This is a genomic window from Vibrio sp. 10N.222.52.C3 (assembly GCF_041474195.1).
GTDB classification, from domain to species: Bacteria; Pseudomonadota; Gammaproteobacteria; order Enterobacterales; family Vibrionaceae; genus Vibrio; species Vibrio crassostreae_C.
Window position 1 is genome coordinate 1 of the sequence record NZ_JBFRTQ010000056.1, and the last position, 20352, is coordinate 20352.

At 43.2% G+C, this 20352-nt stretch carries 15 protein-coding genes; 8 read left to right on the forward strand and 7 right to left on the reverse strand.

What is annotated here, in order from left to right; all coding sequences use genetic code 11:
* Nucleotides 1-90: 90 nt before the first annotated feature.
* Nucleotides 91-2223, forward strand: a complete 2133-nt coding sequence (locus AB4517_RS10090) for a TonB-dependent hemoglobin/transferrin/lactoferrin family receptor (protein WP_372148284.1) — start codon at nt 91-93, stop codon at nt 2221-2223.
* Nucleotides 2224-2581: 358 nt separating this feature from the next.
* Here the strand turns inward: AB4517_RS10090 and galE are convergent, their stop codons facing one another.
* From galE to AB4517_RS10110, 4 genes are all read right to left on the reverse strand, one after another.
* Entirely contained in the window at nt 2582-3595 is a 1014-nt protein-coding gene (gene galE / locus AB4517_RS10095) for a UDP-glucose 4-epimerase GalE (RefSeq protein WP_017070527.1), read from the reverse strand.
* Nucleotides 3596-3677: 82 nt separating this feature from the next.
* Nucleotides 3678-5654, reverse strand: a complete 1977-nt coding sequence (locus tag AB4517_RS10100; RefSeq protein WP_372148285.1) for a diguanylate cyclase domain-containing protein — start codon at nt 5652-5654, stop codon at nt 3678-3680.
* Entirely contained in the window at nt 5654-6190 is a 537-nt protein-coding gene (locus AB4517_RS10105; RefSeq protein WP_102394476.1) for a YfiR family protein, read from the reverse strand. Before AB4517_RS10105 ends, AB4517_RS10100 begins: the two co-directional genes overlap by 1 nt.
* The gene (locus AB4517_RS10110; protein ID WP_102394477.1) at nt 6180-6395 is read right to left on the reverse strand and encodes a hypothetical protein; all 216 of its coding nucleotides are present in this window, start codon (nt 6393-6395) and stop codon (nt 6180-6182) included. Before AB4517_RS10110 ends, AB4517_RS10105 begins: the two co-directional genes overlap by 11 nt.
* A 170-nt stretch (nt 6396-6565) precedes the next feature.
* On the opposite strand from AB4517_RS10110, the gene AB4517_RS10115 reads away from it, so the two are divergent.
* From AB4517_RS10115 to AB4517_RS10125, 3 genes are all read left to right on the forward strand, one after another.
* A complete protein-coding gene (locus tag AB4517_RS10115) occupies nt 6566-7309 on the forward strand; it encodes a 5-oxoprolinase subunit PxpA (RefSeq protein WP_017060084.1) in 744 nt (247 codons plus the stop codon).
* Between the two features lie 134 nt (nt 7310-7443).
* Nucleotides 7444-8196: an allophanate hydrolase subunit 1 gene (locus AB4517_RS10120; protein ID WP_372148286.1), complete on the forward strand. Its 753-nt coding sequence runs from the start codon at nt 7444-7446 to the stop codon at nt 8194-8196.
* On the forward strand, nt 8189-9139 hold the full coding sequence (locus AB4517_RS10125) for a biotin-dependent carboxyltransferase family protein (protein ID WP_372148287.1): 951 nt from the start codon (nt 8189-8191) through the stop codon (nt 9137-9139). The genes AB4517_RS10120 and AB4517_RS10125 overlap by 8 nt, the downstream gene beginning before the upstream one ends.
* 180 nt (nt 9140-9319) lie before the next feature.
* Here the strand turns inward: AB4517_RS10125 and AB4517_RS10130 are convergent, their stop codons facing one another.
* From AB4517_RS10130 to AB4517_RS10140, 3 genes are all read right to left on the reverse strand, one after another.
* Nucleotides 9320-10774, reverse strand: coding sequence for an FAD-dependent oxidoreductase (locus AB4517_RS10130; RefSeq protein WP_017060081.1), 1455 nt, complete (start codon nt 10772-10774; stop codon nt 9320-9322).
* A 532-nt stretch (nt 10775-11306) separates the two neighbouring features.
* Nucleotides 11307-13745 (reverse strand): ABC transporter permease, encoded by a 2439-nt coding sequence (locus tag AB4517_RS10135; protein WP_372148288.1) that lies wholly within the window; start codon nt 13743-13745, stop codon nt 11307-11309.
* 1 nt (nt 13746) lies between these two features.
* A complete protein-coding gene (locus AB4517_RS10140; RefSeq protein WP_004730959.1) occupies nt 13747-14421 on the reverse strand; it encodes an ABC transporter ATP-binding protein in 675 nt (224 codons plus the stop codon).
* On the opposite strand from AB4517_RS10140, the gene AB4517_RS10145 reads away from it, so the two are divergent.
* The 4 genes from AB4517_RS10145 (at nt 14420) to AB4517_RS10160 (ending at nt 20181) form a co-directional block, all read left to right on the forward strand.
* A complete protein-coding gene (locus AB4517_RS10145; protein ID WP_017060079.1) occupies nt 14420-15037 on the forward strand; it encodes an arylesterase in 618 nt (205 codons plus the stop codon). The genes AB4517_RS10140 and AB4517_RS10145 overlap by 2 nt on opposite strands.
* Nucleotides 15038-15118: 81 nt before the next feature.
* Nucleotides 15119-16318 carry an enoyl-ACP reductase FabV gene (fabV, locus tag AB4517_RS10150; RefSeq protein ID WP_017067782.1) on the forward strand — a complete coding sequence of 400 codons (1200 nt, stop codon included), beginning with the start codon at nt 15119-15121 and terminating at the stop codon, nt 16316-16318.
* Nucleotides 16319-16497: 179 nt separating this feature from the next.
* Nucleotides 16498-18405: an EAL domain-containing protein gene (locus tag AB4517_RS10155; protein ID WP_372148289.1), complete on the forward strand. Its 1908-nt coding sequence runs from the start codon at nt 16498-16500 to the stop codon at nt 18403-18405.
* A gap of 120 nt (nt 18406-18525) precedes the next feature.
* Nucleotides 18526-20181 (forward strand): ABC-ATPase domain-containing protein, encoded by a 1656-nt coding sequence (locus tag AB4517_RS10160; protein WP_017060076.1) that lies wholly within the window; start codon nt 18526-18528, stop codon nt 20179-20181.
* Nucleotides 20182-20352: the final 171 nt, after the last annotated feature.

The window sequence follows — 20352 nt, forward strand, 5'->3', positions numbered from 1 at the left end:
ATTTAAATGCAAATAATAGTAATTATCATTTAGATCCAATATTATATTTCGCAAATCAAGATAATACTATGGAACTAAGGTAACTATCAGATGTATAAGCAATCCCTGCTCTCTGCTTCAATCGTTTTAGCGCTTTCATCAACATCAGCCTTTGCTGAAGATTATGCCCTATTTGACGAGGTTGTTGTATCTTCGACTCGTACTAATCAACAACTTGAAGATGTTGCTGCGTCGGTAACTGTGATTAACGATAAAGATATCGAAAAAAACATGGTTACGGATGTAGAAGACTTATTTAAGTACACACCAGGTGTCACGGTGACTACGAATTCTCGCCAAGGGATTCAAGGTATTAACATTCGTGGTATGGAAGGTAACCGAGTAAAGGTTATCGTTGATGGAGTATCACAAACTAGCCAATTTACTCCAAGTGGTACTCAGTCATATAACTTCATTAACTCTTCACGCATTGATGTCGATACGGATATGTTGAAGTCTGTCGAGATTGTTAAAGGTGCGGCTTCTTCTCTGTATGGTTCTGACGCGATTGGTGGTATTGCTGCGTTCGAAACAAAAGACCCGAGTGACTTTTTAAAAGACAAAGACTTCGGTGGCCACGCGAAGTTCAACTACTCTTCATCTGATAATACCTTTAGCGAATCGGTTGCTTTAGCAAATCGTATTGGCGACCTAGAAACGTTAGTTGCTTATACTCGCAGAGACGGTGAGCAAACTGATAACTTTGGTACACCTGATGAGCAAGATACTCAGAACAACAACTTGTTGGTTAAGCTTCAGTACCAATTAAACGAACAACACCGTTTAGAGTTTTCTGGTAACTTCATTGAGAATTCTGGTGATACCGATTTAAATAGTGCAAGTTACACCGACTACACTGGCGAAGACACAACTAGCCAACAGCAAATCGGTATCAAACATATTTGGGATGCTGACCTAGCGTTTGCAGATACTATTACTTGGCAAGCTGACTGGCTGAGCAAAGAAGAGAATGGCGTAACTAATCGTACTTCTAATGGCGGTATGTTCCTACCTCCGGCAGGTAATGTTCAGAAAAAGGACTATATCTACGAGGATGAAGGTTATCAATTTGATGTGCAATTCGATAAGTTCTTCATGACGGGTAATGTAGAAAACTACTTTATCTATGGCGCTTCATATTCGGACAAAGACATTAAAAACGTTAATAACGAATATAACTCCATCAGCGCAGACCAAGTTATTTTCTACATCCCTGCCGCATCTGAAAGAAAATATGGATTCTTTGCTCAAAATGAAATGACGATCGGAAATTGGATGATTACTCCGGGTGTTCGTTTTGATGGTTTTGAAACTGATCCAGGTGATACAAGTCAAAACCCAAGTGGTAACCCAGAAGAGTCTTATGCAAAATATTCAGACTCAGCTGTTACCGGACGTTTGGGTACAACTTACACACTTAATGATGAAAATAAGATCTTCGGTCAAATCAGCCAAGGCTTTAGAGCTCCTGATTTCCAAGAGCTTTACTACTCATTTGGTAATCCTGCTCACGGTTATTTGAATGCCCCTAACCCTGACTTAGAAGCTGAAGAAAGTATTTCATACGAGTTAGGTTGGCGTCATAACACAAATTATTCATCAAGCGAAATCGCTATCTTCTTCAGCGATTATGATAACTTTATTGATAACGTAGCAGTTAGTGGCTCAGCCACTCCGGCCGATCCAACAATATATCAGAATGTAAACATTGATGAAGCCGTAATTAAAGGTATCGAAGCGTCAAATACACAGTCTTGGAATAGCTTCATGCCAGTGAAAGGTGTTAGTACTCGTGTTTCTGCAACGTATACTGAAGGTGAAGATGGCGAAGGTAATCCTCTTAACAGTGTAAACCCTTGGAACGCTGTCGTTGGTTTTAACTATGATGCTCCTTCAGCACTATGGGGTACATCACTTAACATAAGCTACACAGCAGGTAAGAAGTCTAGTGATATCAACAGCGATGGTTTGAATGATGAAATTCTACCAATTGATTCAGCAACTGTAGTTGACCTAACAGCATACTACTTGCCGATGAAGGATCTTACGCTTAGAGCAGGTCTCTTCAACGTTACGGATGAAGAGTACTACTCGTGGAATGACGTTCGTGGATTCTCACAAGAAGATAAAGATTACACGCAAGCAGGTCGTAACTGGTCAATTACAGCTAAATACGAATTCTAACTCGTTAGAAAACTTAACGACAGAATCTGATACAGCAGAAACTAAAAAGCCAGCTTAATTGCTGGCTTTTAATTTATTTCACTAAAAAATTGTATAAAAAAGGTAATAAGTGAAATTACTTCTCTGCCATCTCTTTTTTAACCATTACTGCAGCAGCAACGATGAAAGTGATGATTAGGCCTAGTTCCATGATTAACTCCAAAGAAAATTAACATTAAACATATAATTCGCGAGCATAATAACACAGCGGATACAGAATGATACTTTTTAACCACTAATTTACTTTTTATTCGATTAAGATCAAAAAAGATGCCCGAAAGCATCTTTTAATTTTTGAATCATTCACGAAACCACTAGGTTAACCAGGGAATCCATTCGGGTTTGTTGACTGCCAGCGCCATGTATCTTCGGTCATTTCAGCCAATGTGCGGCTTGCATTCCAGCCCAGTTCTTTCTGAGCTTTAGCTGGATCTGCCCAACACTCTGCGATGTCACCAGGACGGCGTTCAACTAGCTTGTAAGGGATATCTTTACCGCTCGCTTTCTCAAACGCTTTAACCATGTCTAATACACTTGAACCGTTACCCGTACCAAGGTTGTAGATATGAAGACCGTCTTTGCACCCTACTTTCTCAAGCGCTGCGATGTGGCCATCAGACAGATCCATTACGTGGATGTAATCGCGAACGCCAGTCCCGTCTTTTGTTGGATAATCGCTACCAAATACAGATAGGAATTCACGGCGGCCCACTGCTACTTGAGAGACAAATGGCATTAGGTTATTTGGGATACCTTGCGGGTCTTCACCTAGCTCACCACTTGGATGTGAACCTACAGGGTTAAAGTAACGCAGCAGTGTAATGCTCCAATCAGGATTGGCTTTTTGGAAATCGGTTAAACACTCTTCAACCATTAGTTTACTACGACCATATGGGTTGGTAGCGCTTGTTGGGAAGTCTTCAGTAATTGGCACACTTGCAGGATCACCGTATACCGTTGCTGAAGAGCTAAATACCAAGGTTTTTACACCCGCATCACGCATTGCATCAACAAGAACTAAAGTGCCGTTTACGTTGTTGTCGTAGTATTCAAGAGGCTTTTCCACAGACTCTCCGACGGCTTTCAGACCAGCAAAATGGATAACCGCTTCGATGTTGTGTTGCTTCATAGTTTCAGTCAAAAGCGCTTTATCACGAACGTCACCTTCAATGAAGTTGGGACGAACGCCCGAGACTTTTTCGATGCGCTCTAGAACGCTTGGTTTGCTGTTGTACAAGCTATCAAAAAGTACAGGTGTCATACCTGCGTTGATCATCTGGATACTTGTATGGCTACCAATGTAACCCATGCCACCTGTAACTAAAACATTCATGCTTAGCAGACCTTTTAATTAAAAATATTCAACCTATCACTTATGATACAACAACTTAGGGTGAGCTCACAAACACCGGTGCCTATTTACCCTCACGAGCGAACACAAACTGACCTTTTCCTTTGCGTTTCGCTTGGTACATAGCCTCATCAGCAACCTTTAGAATCACGTCAATATCACGCTCTGAGCCATCAACTAAATTGATACCTAAGCTCGCCCCAACATGAAGTGAACGCTGTTTATAATTCACTTCTTGCCCGATCAGATCCAACAATCGCTCGGCTAACTTCGCTAATAAGACTTTGTTTGTCTGTTTAATAATAAGAACAAATTCATCACCCGACAAACGTGCAACCAAATCCCCCGCTCTTACCTGAGATAACAACCGGTTTGACACTTCTTTAAGGATTTCGTCACCCGCATCGTGTCCATAATTGTCATTCACTTCTTTGAAGCCATCCAAATCCAAGTAGATAACCGCAAAATGCTGATTTGAATAGTGGCTCGACGTGACAACATCATCCATAACCTTATACAGCTGCGCTCTATTCGCTAACCCGGTTAATGCATCGTGATGAGCCAAGTGTTCGAGTCTTTCCATCTCTTTAACGTTGGATAAATCAGACAGCGTTAATACCATATCAAACTCGTCTTTCTCGTTGTCTGAGGCAACTCGATTCACTTTGACAAACATTGGAACTAACGTACCAGACGCACTCTTCTCCCACACTTCGCCTTGCCATTGACCATAGTTGTCTAACGAACTGCGAATTGTCGGCATCAATGATGAAAATTGCTGCCACGAAAATACTTCAAATGGTGTTTTGCCCACCAGCAGATCAGAGTGATAACCGAGAAGTTGTGTGATCGCCGGGTTAACCATGGTTATCACATTGGATGAGTTGAGCACGATCAAGCCGTCTTTACTGTTTTCGAAAACACCCGCAGCAATACGTTGGCGACTCATGGCCGTTTCTATGTCGGTGACATCTTGGATTGCATAAAGAATACGACCATGTTTTGTCAAAGAACGACTGCTCACACGAAGCCAGCGTTTTGATTGAAAGAGATCGGTGGTTTCCAGCAATTCGTCATTAAGTTCAATATTGGCATCAATAACATCTTGTAAGTAACCCGTTTGCTTGGTCGCGATCAACTCTTGGATCAACAAATTCTCAAGAAAGGCTTCCGAGCATTTAAAAATATCCCGAGTAGCTGCGTTCGCATGAAGAATGAGCCCTTTTTCATCCACCACCAACAAAGAGTGCTGAACGGTTTCAATGACCTCATTTGCGAATGATTTTTCTTCTTGTAACTTGTCTAACGTAAAATTGATTTGGTTATCGCGATGTTGAAGCCTTTCTAACATGGTATTGAAAGCTCGAACCAGATCGCCGATTTCATCGCGGTTCGTTACGACTAATTTAGGCTGCTTCGAACGACGCTCAACAAAGGCTTGCATCGCCTCATTGAGGTCAAACATCGGTTCGATAATCAAGCGTTGCACCAATTTGACCACTACTCCGCCTAAGATCACCAGAAACAACAGGTAGACGACCGCAACCTTGAAAATATTCGTTAAGATCGAATTAAACGTCTCTTTCGATATTGTTACTCTCAAGTTAGCGATCACAGCGTCATCCAGCGTCACCGGAACAAACAAAAAGATGAAATTCTCGGAGATTGCAAATTGGTGATCCGCGATGTCATTTAATTCATCGGTATTCGGCCTTGGAACCAGCGTATTACTGACTTGATAACTCGCAAAAAGCTGTTCATTAATGTCATAGAGCTTCACCCTGACGATATCTTTATCCGCAACGAAGGCTGACAAAATCTCCTGAGCCGAAGATTTATCCTCAAATAGAATCGCGGCTTGTAGGTTATAAGCAACACCTTGTGCTAACACTTTAACTCGCTGAATAAGACTCTCTTTCTCTCGCTCAAAAGTGACAGTGTAATTAATTGATTGAATCGTCACAAAAGTAACTGCGATGAAGATGACAATCGGTAATATCAGCTTGTTTTTAATAGATAAATTATTAATGAAAGACAACATTATTGGCCCTCCACTATAGCGATTCGTAACAGGTTTGAGCCAATGACGTATTCACCGCGTCTTGCATTCACTAAGTTGATCTTAGGCTTTAGCTTATTATCGATGTGCGTTAGCTCAATGACTCCTCCCATGTCCGTAAAGTTTGGGATATCGCTAATCGTCACAGTATGTGGTGAGTGGGCTTTACGGCTAAATTCATCATTATCGAGATCAGATAGATAAGTGATATCACACTTAGGAGTCACCAATTGATGTACTTGAATAGCGAGAGAACGAATAGATTTCCCTTGTGTAATCGACGTCAGTGCTTTGCTTACCTTCTCATCGCCAATCACACAGAAGTTAACCGTATTCATGGTGCTCTCGTCGTTCCAACGAATAAAGTTGGCAATTCTAAAAAGGTACACCGCTTTCACTTCATAAGGCTTGAAACTAGCCGCCGATGTATTCAAAGGCACAATAAACATAGCTATAGTGGCAAGGCTGAGTTTCGTAAAACCGAGCTTAATACGGTACTTGAGCCACTTAGAATTCATGAGAGATCCTCACATATACGGACTCTTGGTTGACACAAATCTCGGTAAGTTTTTGTGTCACTTTCGAAGCCGTTTCCATTTCAACATCTAACATAGACAACTCTTCAAGGCTCATCGACATGAGCTGGTCTAGAGAGTTTTCTTGAGCAGAGACAAAAACAGGTATCGTTAATGCTAGTCCTAAGCAAACCTGGCGGGATATCATGTGCTCACCTAATATACAGATAGATATTAATCCTTTAATCAATAGTTCAACTATATATGAAATGCCATACTGGTAAATCTACGGTGTCGAAAGTTTGAGTTAGGTCACTGTTTATTTATGGTATTTATAAGACCGTCATTACTTACCTCAACGTAAAGGATTAGCACCACGTGACAACGAAGATTTTGCTTAATTGCGACATGGGAGAAAGTTTCGGCAATTGGAAGATGGGCGATGACGAGTCGGTCATGGAATGGGTCGATATGGCAAACATCGCTTGTGGCTTCCACGCGTCTGATCCGCACGTTATGTCCAAGACGATAAAACTGGCGCAGCACTATCACACCCAAATTGGTGCTCATCCCGGTTATCAAGATCTCGTTGGTTTTGGTCGCCGTTCTATTCCACACACCATGGACGAAATCAGTGAGCTGGTTTGTTATCAAGTCGGTGCATTACAAGCCCTTTGCCGCTATCACCATACCACTGTTGGCTATGTGAAACCTCATGGCGCTCTTTATAACGATATGATGGCAAACATTGATGTGTTCAATGCGGTAGCCCAAGCCGTCGCTGAGTTTAACATCCCGTTGATGATTCTCTCTTCATCAGACAATCAACAGTATTTGGATATTGCTGACGACCATGACTTGCCTCTCTTGTTTGAAGCGTTTGCCGACCGTGCTTATTTAAATAACGGACAATTAGCGCCACGTACTCAAAAAGGCTCGGTTTACGTCAATCAAGACGATATCTATAACCAAGTTATGCAAATCATTAACTATGGCTCGGTTACGACTTTAGAGGGCGAAAGACTGCCTATTGAAGCTGATACTATCTGTGTTCATGGTGATAACCCTCAATCCATCGCATTAATTAGAAAAATCAGACAAGACCTCAACGCTTTTAATTAGTATGAAGCGTGTGATTGGTATGACGCATGGTCTAATCGCTCGTGAGATCTAATTGATTTGTATTGGCTTGGACACGGAAGTGAGACACGCCAAGTAAGCTAAAAAAGGCAAGATAACAAACGTATGGAAACGAAATGACGACGAATCAGATTGAATTCAATATAGCGCCAGTCGCGGAATGCAGCGTTTTGGTGACCTTGACGCTATCGCCTTCAAATAATCAATCTAGCGCCGAATATGCGCAATACATAGCTCACTTTTCCGATGCCATTCGCCAAAACTTAGCATCGGTGTTGATGAATGTGACACCGGCTTACCAAACAATATTGGTCGACTACCTCCCTTATCGAATATCAGAACAGCAGCTCATTGAACAGCTCAATAATTTGTTGAGTCATGCTCTGTCGTCCTTTTCTAGTGTTAGTAAAACTCGCGATACGATTGAGCTTCCTGCCTATTACTCACCAGAAACGGCGCTCGATTTAGACCGATATCAAAACAAAGGCCTGTCGCTCGACCAGATAATTCAACATCACACCTCACAGACATACAGCGTCAGTGCGATTGGGTTTACGCCTGGCTTTGCCTTTATGTCGGATGTGGTTCATGAGCTTGCCTTGCCCCGTCACTCCACACCCCGCTTAATTGTGCCCAAAGGCAGTATCGCCATCGCGGATACGAAAACAGCTGTGTACCCTTCGGATTCACCGGGCGGTTGGAATATTATTGGCAATTGCCCACTTCCGTTGTTCGATCATAGCCAGTTGAAGAACGCCGATATCACGCAAAGACCACTGTCTCTGCTTAATGTTGGTGATACCGTCCGTTTCATAGCGATTTCAAAAAAAGAATTTGTAGAGTTGGGTGGAGGCATCGTAAATGGCTAAGACAAAAACTAAACCAACACTGACAGTGATTAAGCCCGGCCCGTTGAGTTTGATTCAAGACTTTGGGCGATTTGGTGTTGCTCATCTTGGATTAACGCAAGGTGGACCGGTTGATGACTACTCTTATAGCTGGGCTAACCATCTATTGGGCAACCCAGTCAACCAAGCAGCGTTGGAAATCACGCTTGGGCAATGTGCGTTGAGAATCGATTTTGATTGCGAGATGGCACTATGCGGGGGTGATTTACAAGCGAAACTCGATGGTAAACCACAGGCTAACTGGAGCACTTTTCAAGCTTTTAAGGGGCAAGTTCTCTCATTTGGTTTGCCTAAAAATGGTCTAAGGGCGTATTTAGCCATTAAGGGCGGTTTCGATGTTCCATCAACTCTTGATAGCTGCTCTACAGTCACTCGTGAAAAGATTGGTGGATTAACGCAAGATGGAGATCCATGCCAACAAGGGCAACAAATAGCTTTTACCCAGCACCAACTATCACATTCATTTAAAGCGGTAAGTGTTACCTTCCGATACACGCCTGATTACAATCTACCCGTGAACCTACGAGTGATTGAAGGCTATCAAAGCGAGCTATTCTCCGAGTCAGCAAAAGAGACTTTGTATAACGCGCAGTATCACGTTGACCAAAACTCAAATCGGATGGGTTATCGACTCAGTGGCGAACCCGTCGACTCGCCTGACATTTCGCTATTGTCAGAAGGCATTGCCTTAGGTGCGATTCAAATTCCACAAGATGGACAGCCTATCGTGCTGCTTAATGATAGACAGACCATAGGTGGTTATCCGAAGATAGGATGTGTCGCCAGAATCGATTTACCACGCTTGGCGCAAGCAAAACCTGGACATGCGATATCGTTCAGCAAGGGCGATCGCTTGGGCTTACAAGATGTTTGGTGCCAATGGGCTCAGTTTTTCGGCTATTAGTTTTTGCGATGTGTTATGTGCTAAATGCTATGTAGCTGAGAATAATCAACTAGGAAGATGTCATTTAGATGAGGTTCGGTATCTAAGCAGATGTTGAAATGAAGATTCGGCTTACCTATTACAGTAAGCCGAATTGAAGAAATTAAACGCAGTCGATGATGATAGACTAATTATAGGCTATTAAGCGTGATCTTGACCTGACACCTTGGCAAGCGCTTCTGGGTATCCACGTTCTTGTGTCAAATCTATCGCTCTGTTTTCAATATCATTTAGATTAAGTGACATTGTCACTGAGTGTGTGTCTTCAATAGATGCCGCCTCTGATACATCAAACCATTGCTCAGCGACCTTTTGTGCCGCTTCTAATGTTGAAGAAGCTTTTACTACTTCAAGTCGAGCATAGCGATCCCCACAGAATGAAACGTCTGAAGCTCTTAAGCTTGGATCGGTTCCCGGAATCTGTTGTGCACCAAACAAAGGTTTACCACCGACCAATGCAGAACTGAAACTTGGGATGAACTGAGACATATGCGTTATTGCCGCGCGAGTTCTTAATTCAAGCTGATCTTCACTCCAACCCGATACGATTTTCTTAAGCAGCTTCGAAGGCAACTGTGGCTGTGACGAGTCTGTTGACGATGAAACAAGCCCACCCTCAAACAGAGTAATCCCTTCTGTCATGCCGTGAAGTTGGAACACACCATCAGCATACGGCGTTAATTGCGCCATGCCTTGCGGTGTGCCTCTCGGGCCATGGAAGATAACTTCTGGCCACTCTTCCTTACATTCTTGCGAATATGGCCACTCTGTAACGTATGCAGCTTTAAACTCAACAAGTCTTTGCTGCTTAGAGCCAACAAAGTCATCTACGATACCCGTTTCAAACCCACTCGCATTAATCAAGTAATCGGTCGTTAGTTGGCAGCTTTGGTTTTCGGCATCGGTATAAGTCAAAGACCAACCTTGACCTGTCGACTCAACAGATTGTAATCGGCTGTTGGTTAACACAGTACAGTTAGCTTGTTGCCCCAAAGAGAGTTGAGCGGTCGCAGAAAGTCGGAATACGCTCCAGCCATACTCTTGGACCATCGCAACAGGATACTTTAGGGTCTCTAAATCCGTATGCTTGGCGAAAGGAATACACCAATCATCAAGCGATGTTGGTTTCAGAGGCTGTGTTTTCGCAGAAAGTGCTAATAAATCTTCTTTGCTGTACAGCTTATAATACTCTTCCGGATCACCGAGCACTTGGTTGCTTTTATCTTGTTTAACAAGATCGGCATAAGCGCTTTTGATTATCTTGAGACGAGGAAGCAGATCCAACGGCTCTCCACCATCACTGTGCGGAACGGCGATGATTGTCGGACGAATATTGATCGTATGAGGGAATAAGCGGACGGTATCAATTGACTGTGTGAGCAATTGAAGACACTGCTCTACAGAAATATCTCGATACAAATTGCCGCCAGCGTGCAGGTGGCAAATTGGTGGACCATTAACCAAACTCGGCCCTTTTTCTAAGATAGTGACCTTAAAACCCAACTCACTAAAGTGAATCGCGCTCGTTGTTCCGGCAATACCACCACCAACAATGGCAATAGAAGGTTGATTTGTATCCGTTTTGTTGTGGTTCATCGTGTTCTGTAGAATAAGATTAACTGCCTCTATTCTACTTTTGTTCTGCGATGAATTAAAACACATTTTTATCAAGGTCTTAGATAGGCGGGATTTAATATCTATGTAAAAAACATAAATAATCTCTTGACTCAATAACTCCAGATAGGGTTTTAAAGGTTATTCTAACAGTCAAATTTGTCCTAAGTGACGCCACATAAAGGCTGCCTCAGTACTCTTAAAACATAGCGGTTAACTTATCCCTAAAGTTATCCACCGTTTTTGTGGATAACTGTTGATAACGTTCTTGCTAAGTTGCGCAAACCCTTTGTTTACAGGGACTAACCGCTGTTCATTAAATCGGCATTATTGGGTAATTAGTTTTAAAAAATGCTAAAAACAGTGGAATCTAAGGTGCGATATTTTTTACTTATGCTACCGGTTGGTTAAATAAAAAACGGTCTAAAGCGACGTATTATAAATAGTGCATGACTAAGTATAAATAATCTCACTTTTAGACCGTTTTAAGCGCTTGGCTAGATCTCGCTAACGACTAGCCAAAATCCTTGTTTACTGGTGCCAACAAACGTTTGATTAAGCTATTCACTACCGCGGCTAATGTGATGAACGTTAGCACCGGTAGCGCTATCCACAACATCGGGTGAAGTGAAGGTTGTAACTCAAAACCAAAGTTCATCACTCCTGCCACGCTGAGCTCAGAACCAAGGGCTGCAATTGAGCCTGCGACTAACGCCATTAAACCGTACTCACACCAAATAGTATTGAGAATTCGCTTCTTACTCGCGCCTAATGTTCGATACAAGCGTATCTCTTGTTGTCTTTGAGATAAGCTCAATCGCAATAGAGTGAAGATAAGCAACAGCCCCGCCACCACACCTAACGCCGCAAGTACGGTAATCGACCAAACAATCTGCTTAAGCAACTCTTGGATCTTGCTACCCATCTTACGAATATCCATCAAACTCACGGTTGGATGATTTCGAGAGAGTTCGTTGAGCATCTGATTGTGTTGTTCTTCTAATCTGAAGCTCACTAGCCAAGTAGAAGGGATTGAACTCAAGACATCTGGAGTAAAAATGAAGTAGAAGTTCGGCTTCATTTCTCGCCACTCGACTTTGCGGATGCTATTCACCTTGGCAGAAACATTCTGGCTGTTGATTGTGAATGACAGCTCATCGCCAATCTTTAGATCCAGTTGCTCCGCGACATCCGATTCCACAGATACGCCATGCTCTTGCGTCCAGTTACCTTCTAACACTTCATTGTACTCGGGTAAGCTATCTCCCCAAGTGAAGTTGATCTCTCGACTTAGTGCGTCTGTTTCGCCTGAGGTATCGCTGTATTCCGACGCTTCAACACCGTTTATCGTCGTCAGTCGTCCTCGGATAATTGGAAACGCTTGAGTACGCTCTACTTCGTTTGCATCAATCGTCTCGAGATAACTGTCTTTCTCATAGCTTGCAATGTTAAGTGCAAACGCATTCGGTGCGTTCTCGGGTAAGGTTTGTTGCCAATCTGACAGTAAATCACTTCTTACCAACCAGATGATAGACAGCAACATCAGTGAAAGCGCTAAAGAGCCAAATTGAATCCCAGTTGCTAAAGGTGTGCGATTAATTCGACTCAATGCCAAACGCATCGATGTCGATGTCGGCAACTTACTAACTAAACGCAGAACAAGCGTACTGACGACCGCAAGCACTAAGAACAGGCAAGCGATACCCGCTAAAACTATCCATACCAATAGATTGTCGCCATACATCAGCATCATTGGAATAATCGGTACCAGTAACAACAAATATTTCTTGTAGCTTTCATTGGACTGGTGACTTGATTGGATAACGCTGATTGCCGAGGTGTTGACCAAGCCAATTAACGGGATACCAAGAGCAGGAACACCAATTAGGATGCTTGATAAAATCGCCAAGATTGCAGGTTCAATACCATAGCTAGGAAGTGGCGTTGGTAATAAGTCGCCCAGAGGTATACGAAGCAAAAACTCCAAGCCGATACCGATGGTTATTCCCAGTACTGCACCGATAACCACTAACAAAGATACCTGTACAGACAACCATTTAACGATCCACTGCTTGCTTGCACCTAAACTCTTAAGCATCGCGATGGTTTTACGACGACTCGCAACATAATGTTGGCAAGTGAGTACCAAAGTGGTCGCAGCCATGATCACTACGATAGCTACCGTTAGTGATAAGTATTGAGTGGTGCTTTCGAACATGTCGTTGGTACGACTGGCTGAGTCTTGTGTACGCCAGCGGTCACTTGGTGTCAGTTCGATACTGTCTTGTGCGGCTTTGAGTTTCGATTCATCACCATTTAAAAACAATCTAAAGCTAACGCGACTGCCCGGTTGAATCGCTCCCGTGGCAACGATATCACTTGTATGAATCAGCACAGCTGGCATTTGTTGGAATGGGTTAAAGCTTAAGCCTGGTTCTTGAGTGATTCGTCCAGTTATCGCTAAATCGGCATCACCAATAGTGACATTGTCACCAATTTCAACCTCTAACTGTGCAAATATACGCTCGTCTAGCCAAAGTTCACCCGGCTCAACATGGTTACTTGATGCTTTATCAGCGCCCTCTAAGATCATTTCACCGCGTAATGGGTAATTACTTTCAACTGCTTTTACCGTCACTAACTGCATTGAGTTATCACTGAATGCCATGGTTGAAAAACGAGTCAACTGAGATCTTTCTAATTGTTCAACTTGAGTGAGGTCTAACAAGGATTGCGGAATTGGGTTTGCTGAGATAAACACGCTATCAGCAGTAAGCGCATCTTTGCCCTGTTTAACAATTACCTGCTCCATACGTTCGGCCAACGCCGACAATGCAAATACACAAGCAATAATAAGCGTTAAAGCGATTGAAACTGGCCACAACTGGCCGTGTCGAATCTCTTCGATACTCCATGAAAACAGGCGTTTATTCAGTCCGTTTGATGAATTCAATTTAGACTTCCTCTATCTGACCGACATGCATCTTGAGTGTTCTTTGGCAACGTTGTGCAAGCTTAGGATCGTGTGTCACCAAAACTAAAGTTGTGCCGTGGGATGAGTTCAATTCAAACAACAACTCAACAATTTTGGCTGCCGTTTGTTGGTCTAGGTTGCCTGTGGGTTCATCGGCAAAAAGAATTTTTGGCTTAATCATAAATGCGCGCGCCAACGCGACCCTTTGTTGTTCACCACCAGATAGCTGCGACGGTAAGTGATCAAGCCTGTCTTTCAAGCCTACTGATTCAAGCAGAGCAGTCGCGCGTTCGATGTCTTCGTCTTCTCCCTTTAACAAACAAGGTAACGTGACATTTTGTAGCGCTGAAAGACTTGGAATTAACAAGAAGCTTTGAAATACAAACCCTACCGATTCACTGCGGATCTTCGCTCTTGCCTCGTCATCAAGCTGTGAAAGTGGCTGTCCTAATAAACTGATTTCGCCTTTCGTTGGTACATCAAGACCAGCAAGCAGCGTCATTAAGGTCGATTTACCCGCGCCAGACGTGCCGACAATCGCGACAGTTTCGCCTTCACGAATATCGATATCGACGTGCTCTAGGATTGTTAAATGTTCTTGATTAGTAGACACTGTCTTCGAAACAGCTTCTGCTTTAATGATGGATGTATGCATGACTCGACTAATTTCCTTTTTATTCTTTATTTTATTTTCAACCGCTTCTTTGGCTCAAGATACCCGCTTAGATTCTAAGTTACTGGTCCTTGGTGATAGCCTGAGTGCTGGTTACAACATGGACATCAAACAGAGTTGGCCAAGCCTGTTACCAGACGCGTTAGCAAAGCATGACAAAACGGTAACCGTGGTTAACGGGAGTATTTCTGGTGATACAACGGGCAATGGTTTAGCCCGCCTACCACAATTGCTTGAAGAACATGCTCCAGACACCGTTCTTATCGAACTTGGTGCGAATGATGGACTTCGTGGTTTCCCACCTAAGCTGATGTCTGCAAATCTTGAGCAGATCATTGAGCAGATAAAAGCTGCGGGCGCCAAACCTATAATGATGCAGATTAAAATCCCACCAAATTACGGAAAGCGTTACAACCAGCAGTTTGAATACGTTTTTGCAGCGCTTGCTGATCAACAAAACGTGCCACTTTTGCCGTTTTTCCTAGAGCATATCATCCTCAAACCTGAGTGGATGATGAACGATGGACTGCATCCAAAACCAGAAGCTCAACCTTGGATTGCTGAATTCGTCGCCGAAGAATTATATCAGTATCTTTAAGTTTTAATGGTCTAGCTCAATAAATTTTACACAGCTTTACGTTAGCCTGAGTGCATATCACCGTTAACTGTAAGGTTATTTATGCTGATCGAACCTGTTATCAAGGGTGTGGTAGCCAAAAGCGCTCACCCTCTTGGCTGTCAAGAAGCCGTAAAGCAACAAATCAAGTTTGTTAAGAGTGCGCCGCAAATCAAAGATGGCCCTAAACGAGTACTGATTATCGGCGCTTCCTCAGGCTTTGGCCTTGCCGCTCGTATTGCCCTTACCTTTGGCGGCGCAAAAGCTGACACTATCGGCGTCTCATTCGAGCGCGGTCCAAACGAAAAATCCCTAGGTAGTGCTGGTTGGTACAACAACATCTACTTCAAAAAAGAAGCCGAACGAGAGCAACGCACTGCTATCAACATCGTTGGCGACGCATTTTCGCAAGAAACACGCTCACAAGTTGTCGAAGCCATTGAAACCTACTTCGAAGGTGAAGTGGATCTGATTATCTATAGCTTAGCTGCAGGCGTTCGTCCTAAACCAGATTCCGATGAGTTTTGGCGCTCTGCCATCAAACCTATTGGTGAAAGCGTAACTGGCGCAACCATTTCTCTGGAACACGACAACTGGGTCACCAACACGCTTGAAGCCGCGACGGAAGAAGAAGCCGAAAGCACACTCAAAGTGATGGGAGGCGAAGATTGGGAACAATGGATAGATGAGCTCATCAACGCAGAATCTATTGCTCCGGGTTGTAAGACAATCGCGTTTTCTTATGTGGGTCCAGAAGTCACACATCCTATCTATTTAGACGGTACATTGGGACGCGCTAAGATCGACCTTCACCAAACCAGCCACGCTCTTAATCTAGAGTTAGCTAACTTTGATGGCAACGCTTACGCGGCGGTATGTAAAGCCCTAGTCACTAAAGCGAGCGTTTTCATCCCTGGATTAAGCCCTTACTTACTTGCTTTGTATAAGGTGATGAAAGAGAAAGAGACCCACGAAGGTTGTATCCAACAAATGCAGCGTCTGTTTGGCAGTAAACTTTATGGTCAATCCAAAGTACCACTTGATGGTGAGCGATTGATCCGTATGGATGATTGGGAATTAGACCCAGAAACCCAAGCGCACGTAACTGAACTGCTAGAAAAGATGGACGAAAATAACTTCCAAACCTTAGGGGATTACCAAGGGTTTAAAGAAGAATTTCTACAATTAAATGGGTTTGCTCAACCATCGGTAGATTATAGCCAGAAACTTAATACAGAAGATTTTATAAAGTTAAAGCCTTAATCTAAAATTATCTCATTACTGAGACCCGGATTCACATTTGAAAACCTCTGCATAATTGCGGAGGTTTTTTCGTGCAACATTTCTTATACTTAGTTAACGTAAGATTCACAGTTTTCTTTGGTTCATCATAATTAACACAGGATGTGTTGATGCATTTAGCATAATTGACTCGGAGTCATATGAAGAAAATAAAAACTCTCGATTTAGATATCCCAGACGATATGGAGCACGGTTGGCAGAATATTGTCGACCTCTTAGCTCAAATTACTCAAGTGCCCGCAGCACTAATCATGCGTGTTCACGCCAATTACATTGAAGTTTTTTCAACCAGTCGTAGCGAGAACAACCCATACAACAAAGGTGATTCTGAAACGCTGGGGAATGGGCTGTACTGCGAAACAGTGATGGAAACTCAACGACAGCTTCTTGTGCCTAACGCGCTTGCCGATCCTAAGTGGGACAACAACCCAGACATCAAACTCGGCTTAGTCTCCTATTGTGGTATTCCATTACTTTGGCCTAACGGTGAACTGTTTGGCACCTTTTGTATCTTGGACTCGAAAGAGAATCACTACACCCCTACTTATATCAAACTGTTAGAGAGCTTTCGGACTTCGATTGAATCTCAGCTTAAAACCCTATTCCAACACGCCAAGCTTACCCAAATGAATCGCGACCTAAAAAACCGCGTTTACAATCGCACTAAAGATCTCGCGAGCCTTAATTACTCGTTGAATCAAGAAATTGATAAACGAAAAGCGGCTGAACAGAAGATTAACTTCCAAAAGAATCACGACCTCGGCACCGGCTTTTTAAACCGAAACGCATTTGAATCTCGCTTAAACCACAAGCTACTGTCACAGAGAAGGCTGACAGACAGCTCATTTGCAGTCGTTCATATTGGTTTTACCAACGGTAGACGCATACAAGCACGCTACGGCTATAACGCGTTAGACCAAGTGCTTGTTGAATACCGAAAACGCATCGACTGTATTTCTGATATCGATGTATTAACTGCACGCCCTACTTCGGTTGACCTCGTATTGGCGTTTAGCGTTAAAGATTTACACCATCGCCTTGAAGAACTTTGCCAGACGCTCGTTAAAGTTGGTCATTCAGAATTCGACATCGAAAGTGACAAAGTGCATTTGCACGCGTTTATTGGGATTGCAATTACGAACGACGAAGATGACGCGGAAAGCATTCTGCAGAAATCTTCTGAAGCGATGTTAGCCTGCAAAGATTCAGGACAAAAGTTCGCTTACTACTCTCAATCCCATACCGAAGAACAAACTCACATTAATAAGATCGAAGGCTATTTGCTTCAAGCCGTTCGTAATGATGACCTTATGCTCTACTTTCAACCCAAAGTTAGCCCGTTGACGCATCGCTGGGTCGGTGCTGAAGCTTTGCTTCGTTGGCGACATCCTGTTTTGGGTGATATCTCTAACGAAACCCTGATCCACATGGCTGAACAAAACGGTTTGATTTTCGAAGTGGGCAGCTTTGTTTTACGCAATGCGATTGAAAAAGCCAAAGAGTGGTCCGAATACGTTGAAGATTTCAAGATGGCTGTGAATGTGTCTGCAATTCAACTCAAGAACGTACACTTTGCGGAACAAGTGGTTCACCTACTCGAAACCTATCATTTAGAGCCTCGTTTCTTAGAACTTGAAGTTACGGAGAGTGGACTGATAGCAGATGAAGTGGTTGCCAAGAATACCTTGGGATCTTTGCACGATATTGGCGTTACATTGTCACTAGATGACTTCGGTACGGGCTACGCCTCCTTCAGTTATCTGAAGAAGTTCCCATTCGACACCATTAAGATTGATAAGAGCTTTATCGACCAAATGCTCAACTCACACGAAGACTCGGAAATTGTTCGTTCTATTGTCCAAATTGCCAAAAAGCTCGACTTAAAAGTGACGATTGAAGGCATAGAAACGGAGGTTCAGGAGCAATTTATTATTAACGAAGGCTGCGATGTGGGCCAAGGTTACCTTTACGGAAGACCAATGCCGAGCCAAGAATTCGAACACAGCTTAATCAATCAAAACTATTTGGGGACAACTCGTTACGCTTAAAGCGAAAAAGAGCAGTTAGTTTTGGATTTAGGCCTACTTTCTCTTTACTCTAAAGGTGGTGATTTTTATAATCGCCGCCTTTCTGTTTTTATCTTTCCCCTTATATAGGCATTCCTCGTTATGGATCAGTTGACTGCAAAGCTTAAAAAGCTCGAAAAACAAAACTACCGTGCATATCAACAAATTAAAGGTCAATACGACTTTGCTGATTTTGAATTACACATCGACCACATCCAAGGTGACCCATACGCGTCAGCTTCTCGTTTTCGTGCAACGCGCGCGTGGTCTTTGACCGGGTTAGATTGGCTGAAAGAAAAATCTTACGAATACCAAGTAGCCGCTCGTGACTTTATCGCACGTAGCTTCTCTGAGTTCGCGAAACAAGAGTCGACCGTTTCTATCGCGCTGACGGGTCAAACCGTATTAGACAACACAGCTGTTGTATTCACAGACCACGGCATCGAAATTCGTTTCCGTATTAATTTACCAGCTGATGGTCGTAGCATTCTTGCTAAGAAAGCGAACAACATCATCACTTTCTACTTACCGAAGTTTATTCGTCGCGCGACGCTTGAGCGTGAGTTAAACATCGATGCAATGATCAAACATTGTGAAACGATTGAAGACCAAGAAGCGCTGCGTGCTCAATTGGATGAAAACAACCTAGCCGCTTTCGTTGCAAACGGCAGTGTGTTACCTCGTATCGCGGGTAACTGCGACCTTCCAATGAAAGACGCGGTACCTTTCGCGGCTCCAGAATCATTGAGTGTTACGTTAAATACTCCAAACCAAGGTGACGTGACCGGCCTAGGCATTCCAAAAGGCATTACGCTGATCGTTGGTGGTGGTTTCCATGGTAAATCGACACTGTTGAACGCCGTTGAACGTTCTATCTACAACCATATTCCTGGTGACGGTCGCGAAGGCATTGTAACTGCGATTGATACGATGAAGATCCGCGCTGAAGATGGTCGATGTGTGCACAGCTTGAACCTGTCAAACTACATCAACCATTTACCAATGCAGAAAGACACATCTGACTTCAGCACACAAGATGCGTCAGGTTCTACGTCTCAAGCGGCTTGGTTACAAGAATCGATTGAAGCCGGCGTTCAAACTCTACTTATCGATGAAGATACGTCAGCGACTAACTTCATGATTCGTGACGAGCGTATGCAAGCGCTAGTGTCAAAAGGCGATGAGCCAATCACACCACTTGTCGACCGCATTGGTCAGCTTCGTGAAGAGATGGATATCTCTACCATTGTTGTAATGGGTGGCTCTGGTGATTACCTAGATGTCGCGAACACTGTGATTCAAATGCACGACTACCAAGCGGTAGATGTGACTGAAAAAGCAAAAGACGTGATTGCTCAGCACCCTACTCAGCGTACTAACGAATGTGAAACTGCTTTAGAAACGTTTGTACCGCGTTCATTGAACCGTGCTTCACTGATGAACATTCTGACTGACGGTAAATTCCGTGTTAATGCTAAAGGCAAAGAGTCACTGCGTTTTGGTAAAGAGTTTGCAGACCTTTCTGCGCTTGAGCAATTAGAATCACCGTCTGAAGTGAATGCGATCGGTTGGGCTTGGTTCCAATTCGCACAAACTCCAGGTTGGTCAAACAACCCTGCTAAAGAGTTTAACGCTATTTTAGAAAACGAATGGCACGCTAACATGCCTAACTACGGTGACCTAGCGAAACCAAGAACGTTAGATGTGATGGCTGCTCTGAACCGTATGCGTAAATCTCAGTTCAAGCCTTCGAACTGATTTCGTTAAATATCGGATTTATTGTGCTTCTAGGTTTTTGAAGTTTTAATCTTCTAATTTACTAAAGCTTCTAAGCCACTAAATAAGCAAATTAACCTTCTACGGCTCTCATTCTGAGGGCCGTAAATTTATCTAACCTCTTTTGACCTAACCTCTAGTGTCGTCAAAACT

What these genes read in the sequence shown, in the direction of transcription:
- AB4517_RS10090 (WP_372148284.1), top strand. Translation starts at nt 91, where the DNA reads ATGTATAAGCAATCCCTGCTCTCTGCTTCAATCGTTTTAGCGCTTTCA.
- galE (WP_017070527.1), bottom strand. Translation starts at nt 3,595, where the DNA reads ATGAATGTTTTAGTTACAGGTGGCATGGGTTACATTGGTAGCCATACA.
- AB4517_RS10100 (WP_372148285.1), bottom strand. Translation starts at nt 5,654, where the DNA reads ATGTTGTCTTTCATTAATAATTTATCTATTAAAAACAAGCTGATATTA.
- AB4517_RS10105 (WP_102394476.1), bottom strand. Translation starts at nt 6,190, where the DNA reads ATGAATTCTAAGTGGCTCAAGTACCGTATTAAGCTCGGTTTTACGAAA.
- AB4517_RS10110 (WP_102394477.1), bottom strand. Translation starts at nt 6,395, where the DNA reads ATGATATCCCGCCAGGTTTGCTTAGGACTAGCATTAACGATACCTGTT.
- AB4517_RS10120 (WP_372148286.1), top strand. Translation starts at nt 7,444, where the DNA reads ATGACGACGAATCAGATTGAATTCAATATAGCGCCAGTCGCGGAATGC.
- AB4517_RS10125 (WP_372148287.1), top strand. Translation starts at nt 8,189, where the DNA reads ATGGCTAAGACAAAAACTAAACCAACACTGACAGTGATTAAGCCCGGC.
- AB4517_RS10130 (WP_017060081.1), bottom strand. Translation starts at nt 10,774, where the DNA reads ATGAACCACAACAAAACGGATACAAATCAACCTTCTATTGCCATTGTT.
- AB4517_RS10145 (WP_017060079.1), top strand. Translation starts at nt 14,420, where the DNA reads ATGACTCGACTAATTTCCTTTTTATTCTTTATTTTATTTTCAACCGCT.
- AB4517_RS10140 (WP_004730959.1), bottom strand. Translation starts at nt 14,421, where the DNA reads ATGCATACATCCATCATTAAAGCAGAAGCTGTTTCGAAGACAGTGTCT.
- fabV (WP_017067782.1), top strand. Translation starts at nt 15,119, where the DNA reads ATGCTGATCGAACCTGTTATCAAGGGTGTGGTAGCCAAAAGCGCTCAC.
- AB4517_RS10155 (WP_372148289.1), top strand. Translation starts at nt 16,498, where the DNA reads ATGAAGAAAATAAAAACTCTCGATTTAGATATCCCAGACGATATGGAG.
- AB4517_RS10160 (WP_017060076.1), top strand. Translation starts at nt 18,526, where the DNA reads ATGGATCAGTTGACTGCAAAGCTTAAAAAGCTCGAAAAACAAAACTAC.